Origin of the sequence: Cupriavidus pinatubonensis, from assembly GCF_019602855.1 — a bacterium.
Taxonomy (GTDB): Bacteria; Pseudomonadota; Gammaproteobacteria; order Burkholderiales; family Burkholderiaceae; genus Cupriavidus; species Cupriavidus pinatubonensis.
Genome location: NZ_CP080767.1, coordinates 360991 through 373047 on the forward strand (window position 1 = coordinate 360991; position 12057 = coordinate 373047).

At 65.7% G+C, this 12057-nt stretch carries 12 protein-coding genes and 1 tRNA gene; 6 read left to right on the forward strand and 7 right to left on the reverse strand.

Annotated elements, in window-relative coordinates:
- Positions 1-151 precede the first annotated feature (151 nt).
- The 5 genes from K2O51_RS14150 (at position 152) to K2O51_RS14170 (ending at position 4772) form a co-directional block, all read left to right on the forward strand.
- Positions 152-1684, forward strand: coding sequence for a M16 family metallopeptidase (locus K2O51_RS14150; protein ID WP_220631245.1), 1533 nt, complete (start codon positions 152-154; stop codon positions 1682-1684).
- A 10-nt stretch (positions 1685-1694) separates the two neighbouring features.
- Positions 1695-3056 carry a M16 family metallopeptidase gene (locus K2O51_RS14155; protein ID WP_011296526.1) on the forward strand — a complete coding sequence of 454 codons (1362 nt, stop codon included), beginning with the start codon at positions 1695-1697 and terminating at the stop codon, positions 3054-3056.
- A gap of 80 nt (positions 3057-3136) precedes the next feature.
- On the forward strand, positions 3137-3781 hold the full coding sequence (gene rsmD / locus K2O51_RS14160) for a 16S rRNA (guanine(966)-N(2))-methyltransferase RsmD (protein ID WP_220631246.1): 645 nt from the start codon (positions 3137-3139) through the stop codon (positions 3779-3781).
- A gap of 175 nt (positions 3782-3956) precedes the next feature.
- Positions 3957-4442 carry a pantetheine-phosphate adenylyltransferase gene (gene coaD, locus K2O51_RS14165; RefSeq protein ID WP_011296528.1) on the forward strand — a complete coding sequence of 162 codons (486 nt, stop codon included), beginning with the start codon at positions 3957-3959 and terminating at the stop codon, positions 4440-4442.
- 69 nt (positions 4443-4511) lie between these two features.
- Positions 4512-4772: a YfhL family 4Fe-4S dicluster ferredoxin gene (locus K2O51_RS14170; RefSeq protein ID WP_011296529.1), complete on the forward strand. Its 261-nt coding sequence runs from the start codon at positions 4512-4514 to the stop codon at positions 4770-4772.
- A 109-nt stretch (positions 4773-4881) separates the two neighbouring features.
- On the opposite strand, the gene pth is transcribed toward K2O51_RS14170, so the two are convergent.
- From pth to K2O51_RS14205, 7 genes are all read right to left on the reverse strand, one after another.
- Positions 4882-5481: an aminoacyl-tRNA hydrolase gene (gene pth, locus K2O51_RS14175; protein ID WP_011296530.1), complete on the reverse strand. Its 600-nt coding sequence runs from the start codon at positions 5479-5481 to the stop codon at positions 4882-4884.
- A 135-nt stretch (positions 5482-5616) separates the two neighbouring features.
- The gene (locus K2O51_RS14180; RefSeq protein ID WP_220631247.1) at positions 5617-6228 is read right to left on the reverse strand and encodes a 50S ribosomal protein L25/general stress protein Ctc; all 612 of its coding nucleotides are present in this window, start codon (positions 6226-6228) and stop codon (positions 5617-5619) included.
- 132 nt (positions 6229-6360) lie between these two features.
- The gene (locus tag K2O51_RS14185) at positions 6361-7314 is read right to left on the reverse strand and encodes a ribose-phosphate pyrophosphokinase (RefSeq protein WP_011296532.1); all 954 of its coding nucleotides are present in this window, start codon (positions 7312-7314) and stop codon (positions 6361-6363) included.
- A gap of 94 nt (positions 7315-7408) precedes the next feature.
- Positions 7409-7485: transfer RNA gene (locus tag K2O51_RS14190), tRNA-Gln, on the reverse strand.
- A gap of 59 nt (positions 7486-7544) precedes the next feature.
- Positions 7545-8423: a 4-(cytidine 5'-diphospho)-2-C-methyl-D-erythritol kinase gene (gene ispE, locus K2O51_RS14195; protein WP_041679798.1), complete on the reverse strand. Its 879-nt coding sequence runs from the start codon at positions 8421-8423 to the stop codon at positions 7545-7547.
- Positions 8424-8431: 8 nt separating this feature from the next.
- Positions 8432-9046 carry a lipoprotein insertase outer membrane protein LolB gene (lolB, locus tag K2O51_RS14200; RefSeq protein ID WP_041679457.1) on the reverse strand — a complete coding sequence of 205 codons (615 nt, stop codon included), beginning with the start codon at positions 9044-9046 and terminating at the stop codon, positions 8432-8434.
- An 82-nt stretch (positions 9047-9128) separates the two neighbouring features.
- The gene (locus tag K2O51_RS14205) at positions 9129-10979 is read right to left on the reverse strand and encodes a tetratricopeptide repeat protein (RefSeq protein WP_220631248.1); all 1851 of its coding nucleotides are present in this window, start codon (positions 10977-10979) and stop codon (positions 9129-9131) included.
- 139 nt (positions 10980-11118) lie between these two features.
- Here K2O51_RS14205 and mutM point away from each other — a divergent pair, with 139 nt between their 5' ends.
- Entirely contained in the window at positions 11119-11973 is an 855-nt protein-coding gene (gene mutM / locus K2O51_RS14210) for a bifunctional DNA-formamidopyrimidine glycosylase/DNA-(apurinic or apyrimidinic site) lyase (protein ID WP_011296536.1), read from the forward strand.
- Positions 11974-12057 lie beyond the last annotated feature (84 nt).

Consider the following 12057-nt stretch of genomic DNA (forward strand, 5'->3'; position numbering starts at 1 on the left):
GGCGGCGCGTTAATCATCCGGGCCGTACGCAGTATCCGGCCGCACCATCAGCCTGTCGTTGTGGTGCGTAGCCGCTATTGCGTATAGTTCGTAACACAGCGGATTCATGGGCACATGAATCGATCGGCAAAATTCTAACAGACGGGGTTGCATGAACCATTGCACTGTCGTGACCGGAACGGGCGGTACCCGCCCTGAACCCATTCCCGCCCCTGCCGAATGCCGGGCGCGCCTGGAACGCCTGGCACGGCGGGCGCTGCCGGTCCTGCTGCCGGTCCTGCTGCTGGCGGCGCTGCCCTGGACTGCCGGCGCGCAAACGCCGCGCACTGTCGCTTCCCCCATGCCATCCGGGCAGACTGCTCCGGTAGACGCCACGGCACAGGGCACCACCGAGTACAAGCTGTCCAATGGACTACGCCTGATCGTCAAGGAAGACCACCGAGCGCCCACGGTGGCGCACCAGATCTGGTACCGCGTCGGCGGTATCGACGAAGTCAGTGGCACCACGGGCGTCGCCCATATGCTCGAACACATGATGTTCAAGGGCACGCCCAAGGTAGGCGTGGGCGAATTCTCCAAGCAGGTCGCCGCGCTGGGCGGCCGCGAAAACGCCATGACTAACCGCGACTTCACGCTGTATTACCAGCAGATCGGCAAGCAATACCTGCCGAAGATGATGGAGCTCGAAGCCGACCGTATGGCCAACCTGATCTTCAACAAGGGCGAGTTCGACCGCGAGATGAAGGTAGTGATGGAAGAGCGGCGCCTGCGCACCGATGACTCTGCGCGTGGCACGGTCTACGAGCAGTTGCTGGCCAACGTCTATGTCGCTGCACCTTACCGGCATCCGGTAATCGGGTGGATGGACGACCTCGTCAACATGCGCCTGGAAGACGTCCAGTCCTGGTACCGGAGCTGGTACGTCCCGAACAACGCCACGGTAATCGTGACCGGCGACGTCAATCCGGCCGAGGTCCGCGCTTTGGCCGAGCGCTACTACGGCAAGCTCAAGCCGCGCCCGCTGCCGCTGCGCAAGGAGCAGATCGACCCGCCGCAACTGGGCATCAAGCGCGTCTGGGTCAAGGCGCCAGCCGAGAACCCGTACATGGTGATGGCCTACAAGGTGCCGCGCCTGCGCGACGTGGAGAAGGATGTCGATCCCTATGCGCTCGAAGTCCTGGCTGCGGTGCTCAACGGTTACGACAACGCGCGCCTGACGCGTGAACTGGTGCGCGAACAGCGCCTGGCCGACGACGTCAATGTCGGCTACGACAGCATCAACCGCGGCAATTCGCTGTTTGTGCTCGATGGCACGCCGGCCGACGGCCATACCACCGAGCAGATCGAGGCCGCGCTGCGCGAGGAAATCCAGCGCATTGCCAGGAACGGTGTTTCGCCGGAAGAGCTCAAGCGCGTCAAGGCGCAGGTCGTGGCCAGCCAGATCTACAAGCGCGATTCCGTGTTCGGCCAAGGCATGGAGATCGGCGTGGCAGAGATCTCCGATATCTCGTGGCGCAAGATCGACCGCATCCTCGACAAGATCAAGGAAGTCACGCCGGCGCAGGTCCAGGCTGTGGCCGCGAAGTACTTCACCGACGACAACCTGACCGTGGCCACGCTGTTGCCGCAGCCGATCGATCCCAACAAGCCCAAGGCCAAGGCCCCCGAAGGCCTGCGCCACTGAGGAGCCACGCATGTCCCTGTCCGACATTACGATTCCTTCACCGCGCGCGCTGCGCCGGCTGGCGGGCGCGGCCCTGGGAGCGCTGGCGCTGCTGGCCACGCAGTGCGCGCTGGCTGCGATCCCGATCGAACACTGGACCGCGTCGACCGGCGCGCAGGTGTTCTACGTGCACAGCCCGTCGATTCCGATGCTCGATATCAACGTCGATTTCGACGCCGGCAGCCGCTATGACCCGGCCGGCAAGGCCGGGCTCGCCACGCTCGCGGCGGCACTGCTCGACAAGGGTGCTGCCGCGCGCAACGGGCAGCCGGCCCGCGATGAGGCGCAGATCGCCGACGCCTTTGCCGATACCGGCGCCGTCTTCGGCGGTGCGGCCGGTGGCGACCGTGGCGGCATCGGCATGCGCACGCTGACCGCGCAGCCGGAGCTCGACCAGTCCGTGGCGCTGGCCATGCAGCTGATTCAGGCACCGACCTATCCCGATGCGGTTGTCGGGCGCGAGAAGCAGCGCCTGATCAGCGCGATTCGCGAGGCCGATGCCAAGCCCGGCGTGATCGCCGACAAGGCGCTGGCCAAGGCGATGTACCCGGGCCATCCGTACGGCGTGTCGGCTACGCAGGCGTCGGTGGAATCGATCTCGCGCGATGACATCGTCAAGTTCTGGCGGGACAACTACGGTGCGTCGCGCGCTGTGGTCACATTGATCGGCGCGATCGACCGCAAGCAGGCGGAGGCGATCGCCGAGAAGCTGACCGGCGGCCTGCCGCCGGGCAGCGCGGCCCCGGCCATGCCGCAGGTGCAGATGACTATCCCGGCCAGCGAGCAGCGCGTGCCGCATCCGGCCCAGCAGGCGGCGGTGGTGACCGGCCAGCCGTCGATGGCGCGCGGCGATCCCGACTATTTCGCACTGCTGGTCGGCAACTACGTGCTGGGCGGCGGGGGCTTCAGCTCGCGCCTGACCGATGAAGTGCGCGAGAAGCGCGGACTCACCTACGGTGTGGACAGCTATTTCGCGCCCTCCAAGCAGGCGGGTCCGTTCGGCATCAGCCTGCAGACCAAGAAGGAGCAGACCAACGAAGCGCTGGCGCTGGTGCGGCAGGTGCTGACCCGCTTCGTCACCGAAGGCCCGACCGATGCCGAACTCAAGGCGGCCAAGGACAATCTCGTCAACGGCTTCCCGCTGCGTATTGACAGCAACCGCAAGCTGCTGACGAACGTGGCCAATATCGGCTGGTACGGGCTGCCGCTGGACTATCTGGATACGTGGACGGCCCAGGTCGGCAAGGTCACGCGCCAGCAGGTGCAGGCGGCGTTCCAGCGCCACGTTCACCCGAACGCGATGGCCACGGTGATCGTCGGCGGCCCGGAGTAAGCATGCGCCTTGTGGGGCTTGCCGCACGCAGCGCAATGGCCGGTGATGGCTGAAGCGCCGACAGGCTCTACAATCACGGCATGAATTCGCGTACCCGATCTCCATCGCCCGCCGCGAGCGGGCGATCGTCTTCTCCGGCGCCGCGCCAGGCGCCGTCCCAGGTCCGTATCATCGGTGGCCGCTGGAAGCGCACGTTGCTGCCCGTCCCCGACGCGCAAGGCTTGCGGCCGACGCCCGACCGCGTGCGGGAAACCCTGTTTAACTGGCTGGGCCAGGACTTGGCCGGGTTGTATTGCCTGGACCTGTTTGCGGGCTCGGGCGCACTCGGTTTCGAAGCGGCCTCCCGCGGTGCCGAAGCCGTCACGCTGGTGGAATTCAACCCGCGTGTCGCCAAGCAGTTGCGCGACAACCAATACCGGCTCGATGCCGCGCACATTCGCGTCGTGCAGGGTGATGCCTTCGCGATTGCCGCGCAGATGCCGGATGCCAGCTTCGACGTGATTTTTTTGGATCCGCCGTTCGCCGAAGACTGGCTGCGGCCCGCCCTTGAGCACGCCGCGCGGCTGCTGCGCCCTGGCGGCGCGGTGTACGTGGAGACGGATCGTTCCCTGACTGGTGCCGATGCACCGGTGCCTGCGTCGCTGGAGATCGTCCGCCAGGCGCGGGCCGGTGCGGTGCACTTCCATCTCCTGCAGCACCGCGGCGCCGAGGCGGGCGCTGCGTAACGCCGGTAGCCGCACACGGTACGGTGCAGAGCACAGATCGACGCCTTCCAATTCACAGATTTAGGGTTACACTACGCCGCTGTTACAACGCTCGCGACGCATCAACCACCCGTCGGCAGCCGGCAGGCAAGGCGGTCCGGAAAAGGACCGGCAGCGGGCAGATCAAGGAGGAAGTATGGCCATCGCGGTCTACCCCGGTACGTTTGATCCCATGACCCGGGGGCACGAGGATCTGGTCCGCCGTGCGTCGAACATTTTCGACGAACTGGTGGTTGGCGTGGCGCACAGCCCCAACAAGCGCCCGTTTTTCTCGCTCGAAGAGCGCATCAGCATCGCCCGTGAAGTGCTGGGCCACTACCCCAACGTGCGCGTAGAGGGCTTTGCCGGGCTGCTCAAGGATTTCGTCCGCAAGAACAATGCGCGCGTGATCGTCCGTGGCCTGCGCGCCGTGTCGGATTTCGAGTACGAGTTCCAGATGGCAGGCATGAACCGCTACCTGCTGCCGGACGTGGAAACCATGTTCCTGACGCCGTCCGATCAGTACCAGTTCATCTCCGGGACCTTCGTGCGCGAGATTGCGGTGCTTGGCGGCGATGTCAGCAAATTCGTGTTCCCGTCGGTGGAGCGGTGGCTCGCTGAGAAAATCAGCAAACCGGAATAAAATGACGGTTTCAGACGCGTCGATCCGCGGCCAGTTCGGGCGCGGGCGCGTCCGCAGGAAGGAAACACCATGGCGCTACTGATCACCGACGACTGCATCAACTGCGACGTTTGTGAACCCGAGTGCCCGAACGAAGCCATTTCGATGGGGCCCGAGATCTATGAAATCGACCCCAACAAGTGCACCGAGTGCGTCGGCCATTTCGATGAGCCGCAGTGCCAGCAGGTTTGCCCGGTAGCGTGCATTCCAAAGGATCCGAACCGCGTCGAGACGCATGAGGTCCTGATGCAGCGGTACCGGTTGCTGACAGCGGCCAAGCACGCGGCCTGAGCACCGGCGCAATCGGCAGGGTACAAAAACAAAGCCCCCGTCACCGAGAGGTAACGGGGGCTTTGTTTTTGGCGGCGATGCAACGGCCGTGCGACGATGTGCGCCGGGGTCAGCGCGCCACAGTGTGAAGTTGCGCCATGGCGCGTTCCGCATCGCCGCGGGCCAGCAGGCCGAGCGGATCGATGCTACGGTCGATCGCTTCGTCGATCGCCTGCTGTTCTTCCTTGCGCGGTGGCTTGAGCACGAAGTTGACGACATCCTCGCGCCCGGCGCCGGCACCGCCGGGCAGGTTGCGCGGATGACCGACGCCCAGGCGCAGACGCCAGAACTCCTGCGTGGTCAGGTGGGCGGCAATGTCCTTCAGGCCATTGTGGCCGCCCGCGCCGCCGCCGCGCTTGAGCTTGGCCGCGCCCGGGGGCAGATCCATTTCGTCATGCGCGACGACGATTTCGTCGGGCAGAATCTTGTAGAAGCGGGCCAGCGATACCACGGCCAAGCCGGACCGGTTCATGAACGTGGAGGGCTTGAGCAGCCAGATGTCCTGGTCCCACAGGCGCGCGCGCCCGGCCAGGCCGTGGAAACGGCCTTCCACCCGCAGCGTGGTGCCGCCCATGCGGGCAAGCTGGTCCACGAGCCAGAAGCCGGCGTTGTGGCGGGTGGCCTCGTATTCCGCTCCGGGATTGCCGAGACCGACGATGAGCTTGATCATGCGATGAACAGGGTTGGTTGGCGGCAGCGTTGCTGTCGTCCGCAGGCGCAAAGCATACGCCAAAAAAAACCGCCGGCATGACCGGCGGTTTTTTCGTCTTGCGGCCAGGCCGCAAGACTAATGCTGCGTGGCAGCTTAGGCAGCCGGCGTTTCGCCTTCGCCTTCGCCTTCGGCGGCCGAAGCGGCACCAGCCGGCAGCGAGATGCTGGCGATGGCCGGGTTTTCGTCGCCGTGGGTCACGACGGTCACGCCCTTCGGCAGCCTCAGATCAGCCAGGTGCAGGGTCTGGCCCACTTCCATGTTGCCAACGTCCACTTCGATGAACTCGGGCAGGTCGGCCGGCAGGCACGACACTTCCAGGTCGTTCACGATGTGGTTGACCAAGCCGTGGCCCAGCTTCACGCCAGGAGCGGTTTCCTGGTTCATGAAGTGCAGGGGCACCTTGACGTGGATCTTGTCATTGGCCGACACGCGCTGGAAATCGACGTGCAGAACCAGCGGCTTGAACGGGTGCATCTGAAATGCACGCAGCAGCGCCTTTTCCGACTTCCCGGCGACTTCCAGGTCCAGGATCGACGAGTGGAAGGCTTCCTTCTTCAGGGCGTGCCACAGCGCGTTGTGATCCAGTTCGATCATCTTCGGATCGGCGGCGCCGCCGTAGATGATGCCAGGGGTCTTGCCCGAATTGCGCAGGCGGCGGCTCGCACCCGTACCCTGTACGCTACGCTCGAAAGCGACTACTTTCATGATGACTCCAAAGTAAGAAGGCCGTCCGCGACCAGACAGCCTTGTTGTGGCGCATGTAAAATGCATGCGCCGGTCACATCACGCTGATTGTGGGACACACCCGCTATCAGCGCAGCAAAGCTCTAAATTCTATCAGGAACCAGCAAACAGCGACATGATCGAGTCGCCCTTGACGATACGGGTGAAGGTCTCGGCCAGCAGCGGAGCGGTCGACAACTGACGGATCTTGCCGCACTTGGCTGCCTCTTCCGACAGGGGGATGGTGTCGCACACCACCACTTCGTCGAGCGCCGAGTCCGCAATGCGGGCAGCCGCGCCGCCGGACAGCACCGGGTGCGTGCAGTAGGCGAAGACCTTCTGCGCGCCGCGCTCCTTCAGCACCTGGGCCGCCTTGCACAGCGTGCCGCCGGTGTCGATCATGTCGTCCATGATCACGCAGTTGCGGCCGTCGACTTCACCGATGATGTTCATCACTTCGGCCACGTTGGCCTTCGGACGACGCTTGTCGATGATCGCCAGGTCGCAGTTCAGCTCCTTGGCCAGCGCACGGGCACGAACCACGCCGCCGACGTCCGGCGACACGACCAGCAGGTTGCCGTAGTTCTTCTCGCGCAGGTCGCCCAGCAGTACCGGGGATGCGTAGATGTTGTCGACGGGGATATCGAAGAAGCCCTGGATCTGGTCAGCGTGCAGGTCCATGGTCAGGACGCGCTCCACGCCGGCGACTTCCAGCATGTTGGCCACAACCTTGGCCGAGATCGCCACGCGTGCGGAACGCGGGCGGCGGTCCTGGCGGGCGTAGCCGAAATAGGGCATTGCGGCAGTGATGCTGCGTGCCGAAGCGCGCTTGAGCGCATCGACCATCACCATCAGTTCCATCAGGTTGTCGTTGGTCGGCGCGCAGGTGGACTGCAACACGATGACGTGCTTGCCGCGAACGTTTTCCTGGATTTCGACCTGAACTTCTCCGTCGGAGAAACGGCCTACGAGCGCCTTACCCAGCGGAATGCCGAGGTGCTGTACAACAGCCTCCGCGAGTTTGGGGTTGGCGTTGCCGGTAAATACCATCAAGCCTTCGCTGCTCATTCGGGGCACCTGTCTTGCTGCTGGGGGAGCTTGGCGTCACCGGCAAAAACCGGTGACTGATACTGAGTGTCGTAACGACACTATAGGAATGTAATGGCAGGGGAAGAAGGATTCGAACCTTCGAATGCCGGAATCAAAATCCGGTGCCTTGACCAACTTGGCGACTCCCCTACACAACCTTGCCGTTCTTCGTGGTACCTGACTGCCGTACCGCGCCGAACGATAACTTGCTATGCGAACGCTGCGAGCGGGTGACGTGCCAGACTGCGCACACACCTGCCATCCCACTCGGGAGGCAACCGCTTCAGAACCTGCTGCGCCTTCTGCTCGTCGGGAAAACGTGCAAACACGCAGGCTCCGGAGCCGGTCATCCTTGCATGCTGATTAAACTGCTTCAGCCATTCAAGGGCTCGGGCAACTTCGCCGAACTTCGCTGTTGCTATCGCTTCCAGGTCGTTGCGACCGAAAGAGAATTTGTTTGTGCAAGCAGCGAAGACCGCAATTATGGAGAGGGGCGTGTCCCTTGTCAAGCACTCGTCCGAAAAAATTTCTGCGGTCGGCACATGTTGTTTCGGATGGACGATCACGAACCAGCTGTCCGGCAAGTCGACGGCAGTCAGTTCCTCGCCAATGCCCTCGGCGAACGCGTTCTCGCCGAACACGAACACGGGCACGTCGGCACCCAGCGCCAGCCCGATCCGCATGAGTTCGGCGCGCGGCAGGCCCAGGCCCCACAGGTGGTTCAGCGCGAGCAGCGTCGTGGCGGCGTCGGACGAGCCGCCGCCGATGCCGCCGCCCATCGGCAGGATCTTGTCGATCGCGATATCGGCACCGAAGCGCGTGCCCGTGGCCTGCTGCAACGCGCGCGCGGCACGCACGATCAGGTCGGTCTCCGCCGGTACGCCCGGGATGTCGGTGGTGCGCGTCACGACGCCGTCATCGCGGCGGCGGAAATGCAGCGTGTCGCACCAGTCCACGAGCTGGAATACCGTCTGCAGCATGTGGTAGCCGTCCGGGCGCCGGCCCGTGACGTGCAGGAACAGGTTGAGCTTGGCTGGCGCGGGGCAGTCGCGCAGTTCCGGTGGCGGCAGGGTGGGTGCCGCGGTCAAGGCTGCGGTCAAGGCGCTTCCTCCGGATCGATCACGAGCTTCACGGCCAGCGGCGTGGGGCCGCCTTCGCGTTCCAGGTCGATGCGGCGCGGCCGCGGGGCGGGCGCTTGCGAAGCCGATGGCACTTCCTGCCAGGCCACGTAGCGCACGCTCCAGCCGTCCTGGGCGAGTGTGGCAAGTCGACCCTCGGTGTCACGCGTGGATTTCGCCGGTCGGCCTGGTGCGGGCCGACCGTGCAGCCAGTCGCGCATGCCAGCCACGGGCAGCGCGAAGCCGAGCGCTTCCTCAAGCAAGCTGTCGACTTCGGGCGCATTGCGCGGCGGCTTGTTAGGCAGGTCGAGCGTCGCGCCCGATGGCGTGGCCGTGACCACGGCCAGTGTCTGGCCCAGCGGCGACAGCAGGTCGAGCCGTACGTTGCGGCCCTGTTCTTCCCAACGGAAGCTGCCTTGCACGCCTTCGTCGCGCCCGTAGCGGACATAGTTGGCCGAGAAGCGGCCCGTGTAGTGCCGGCTGGCGGAGCCTTCACCGGCATCGAAGCCGCGCGAGGGCGCAACGCTGGCGCAGGCCGCCAGCAGCAGGGGCGCGCCAAGGCAAAGCAGAGCCAGGCGGCGGGATCGGTTCATGGTCGGCATTCAGGAAAGCGCGCCGCCCCAGCGGGGCGGCTCGTTATGGATGCGGGGCCCGTTCACCGGAACGGGCCCGGGCTTACTTGGACAGCAGGACGTTGTAGCGGCGCAGCGTGTCGACGAGGGTCTCGTTGTCCGGCTCGATCTTGGCGGCTTCCGTCCAGGTCTTGCGCGCTTCTTCGCGCTCGCCGAGCTGCCACAGTACCTCGCCCAGATGCGCGCCGATCTCGGCTTCGGGGGCCTTGGCGTACGCGTTCTTGAGCAGGTCAGCAGCTGGCTGCAACTCACCCATGCGGTATTTCACCCAGGCCAGGCTGTCCATGATGTAAGGATCATCGGGCCCCAGTTCCGAAGCACGTTCGAGCAGTTTGCGCGCTTCGGGCAGGCGGACATTGCGATCGGCCAGCGAATAGCCGAGCGCGTTGTACCCCTGCTTCTGCTCCGGCTGCAGCGCAATCACGCGGCGCAAGCCTTGTTCCATCCTGTCGTAGCGCTTCTGCCGCTCGTCGAGCATGGCAAGTTCGTAGATCCAGTCGGCGTTGTCCGGCTCGGCCGATACGCGTTCGTCGAGCGCCTTGCGCGCGCGGTCGTAGGCCTTGGTCTCCATCAGCGTGGCGATCTCGGCCTGGCGGATGGCGGTCATGCGCTGCGTGCGTTGCGCCGGATCGGGGATGTCCTCGGCATCGCTGAGCATGTCGCCGAAGATGGCCTGCGCGTCGTCGAGCTTGCCCATGCGTGCGAGTAACTGTGCGCGCTTGGCTGCAGCCGCCGGTGCCAGGCGGCTATCCTCGATGCGCTCGAGCCACTGGATCGCGCCGGCGTAGTCCTTGCGCTCCTCGGCAATCTGCGCGAGGTACTGGAAGGCGATGTCCGGATTGGCGGTCGGCACCTTCGCGGCGAGCTGCAGGTATTCCTTCAGGTACTGTTCGGCCTCGCCGTACTCCTTGGCCTGAAGGCTGGTCAGCCCCAGTGCGAGCGGTACGCGCGGATCGGCGGGCGCCACCTTGCGCAGCGTTTCGAATTCCTGGCGCGCTGCGGGCATGTCATTGCGCATCAGGTACAGGCGCGCGAGCGTGATATGTCCGTTGACGGAACGCGGCGACTTGTCCAGGAAACGGCGCAGGCCCGCGATGGCTTTGTCGGGCTCTTCTTCGGCGCGCAGTTCCGCCACCATCAGCGCAGCCGGTTCAAAGTCGGGACGCAGGCGCAGCGCTTCGTCGAGCGCCGACAGTGCGCCAGGCGTGTTGCCGGCGATTTCCTGCGCGCGGGCAATCGCAAGGTGCGTCTCGGGCAGGCGCGTGTCGTCGCGGGTCAGGTCCTGCAGCAGGGTGGCCGCGCCGGCCGGGTCGCTCGTGCGCGACATCTGCTGCTGCAGTTGGAGGATGCTCTCGCCGCGGTGGTTGGCGGGTACGCTCGACAGTTGCTGCGACAGCAGCGGCCGGGCCTCGCTCCAGCGGCCGTTGAGTACGAGCAGCGTGGAGAGGACCTGCCGCGCCGCCGGCGAAGCCGGCGCGATATCGGCCCACAGCCGCGCGGCGTCGAGCGCCTGCTGCGGAATGCGCGCGTTGAACGCAATCTCGGTCGCACGCTGCGCAAAGCGCGGGTCGCGCGTGGTGCGCGCCAGTTCGACGTAGGTGCGGTAGGCCGGCCCGACCAGCCCCCGTTGCAGCGAGATCTCGGCCGCCATCACGCGGTACAGGATATCGCTGGTCAGCGGAACGCTGGGCAGGGTCACACCGGCAGGCGCTGTGTCGGGCTGTGCGGACGCGGCATGGACGGTACCGGCCGCGGCAATCGCCAGGCAGGCGGCCGCGGCCAGGGATCGGATGTGGCGCCCGGTGCGGGAAACTGGCGCCGCGAACATGCCTGGGCGGACAGTGATGGCCTTCGCGGCGGGTCTGGCAACAGGATCCGGAAAAAAGTCCGACATGTGATGATTGCTCCGGCGCTCGCAGGCGTTCGAATGATAGGGGCATTGTAGCGTGCCGCTACAATGCGCTGCTTGCCGGCGCGGCCAGTCTGGCACGGTCCCGGCAGGAATTTGGAGCGGTAACCAACGGAGAGGTTCGATGCCTGAATTGCCGGAGGTCGAAGTGACCCGGCGCGGCCTGCTGCCGCATGTGGTGGGGCGGCGTATTGCCGACGTAACGGTGCGCCACCGCGGCCTGCGCTGGCCGGTCGAGGACGACCTGGAGGCGCGCCTTGCCGGCCGCCTGGTTAGGCGGATCGAGCGGCGCGGCAAATACCTGCTGCTCGAGTGCGTCGATGAAGCCACCGACGACGCCGGCTGGCTGCTGGTCCACCTCGGCATGACCGGAACGCTGCGCGTGCTGCCCGACGCGCCGCCGGCCGGCGCCCACGACCACCTGGATCTCGTGCTGGACGACGCCGGCGGCAGCCGCATTGTGCTGCGCTTTCGCGATCCGCGCCGCTTCGGCGCCGTGCTGTGGAGCCCGCTGAGCGAAGCCATGCTGCCCGGGCACCCGCTGCTGCGCGGCCTGGGCATTGAGCCGTTCGATTCGCATTTCGACGGCAGCTGGCTGCATCGCCATACGCGGGGCCGTTCCGCGGCGATCAAGACCGTACTGCTGGCCGGCAATATCGTCGTCGGGGTCGGCAACATCTACGCTTCTGAAAGCCTCTTCCGCGCCGGCATCCGCCCGACAACGCCGGCTGGCCGGCTGAGCCTGGCGCGCTGCGAGCGGCTGGCGCAGTCCGTGCGCGAAACCCTGGCGCAAGCCATCGAGCGGGGCGGCAGCACGCTGCGCGACTTTGTCGGCAGTGACGGCGCCAGCGGCTATTTCCAGCTCGAATGCTTCGTCTACGACCGCGCCGGAGAGCCCTGCAAGGTTTGCGGCACGCCGGTGCGGCAGATTGTCCAGGGCCAGCGCTCGACCTTCTACTGCACGCACTGCCAGCACTGAAGCGGGGCGCACGGGTGGGCACTGGCGTTCACTGGGCGCCATGTCGATGGCTGGGCGCAACACTCGGCCTGGCAAGGGGCGCGA

What these genes read in the sequence shown, in the direction of transcription:
- mutM (WP_011296536.1), top strand. Translation starts at nt 11,119, where the DNA reads ATGCCTGAATTGCCGGAGGTCGAAGTGACCCGGCGCGGCCTGCTGCCG.
- K2O51_RS14180 (WP_220631247.1), bottom strand. Translation starts at nt 6,228, where the DNA reads ATGAAAGTAGTCGCTTTCGAGCGTAGCGTACAGGGTACGGGTGCGAGC.
- pth (WP_011296530.1), bottom strand. Translation starts at nt 5,481, where the DNA reads ATGATCAAGCTCATCGTCGGTCTCGGCAATCCCGGAGCGGAATACGAG.
- K2O51_RS14185 (WP_011296532.1), bottom strand. Translation starts at nt 7,314, where the DNA reads ATGAGCAGCGAAGGCTTGATGGTATTTACCGGCAACGCCAACCCCAAA.
- coaD (WP_011296528.1), top strand. Translation starts at nt 3,957, where the DNA reads ATGGCCATCGCGGTCTACCCCGGTACGTTTGATCCCATGACCCGGGGG.
- rsmD (WP_220631246.1), top strand. Translation starts at nt 3,137, where the DNA reads ATGAATTCGCGTACCCGATCTCCATCGCCCGCCGCGAGCGGGCGATCG.
- K2O51_RS14150 (WP_220631245.1), top strand. Translation starts at nt 152, where the DNA reads ATGAACCATTGCACTGTCGTGACCGGAACGGGCGGTACCCGCCCTGAA.
- lolB (WP_041679457.1), bottom strand. Translation starts at nt 9,046, where the DNA reads ATGAACCGATCCCGCCGCCTGGCTCTGCTTTGCCTTGGCGCGCCCCTG.
- K2O51_RS14170 (WP_011296529.1), top strand. Translation starts at nt 4,512, where the DNA reads ATGGCGCTACTGATCACCGACGACTGCATCAACTGCGACGTTTGTGAA.
- K2O51_RS14205 (WP_220631248.1), bottom strand. Translation starts at nt 10,979, where the DNA reads ATGTCGGACTTTTTTCCGGATCCTGTTGCCAGACCCGCCGCGAAGGCC.
- K2O51_RS14155 (WP_011296526.1), top strand. Translation starts at nt 1,695, where the DNA reads ATGTCCCTGTCCGACATTACGATTCCTTCACCGCGCGCGCTGCGCCGG.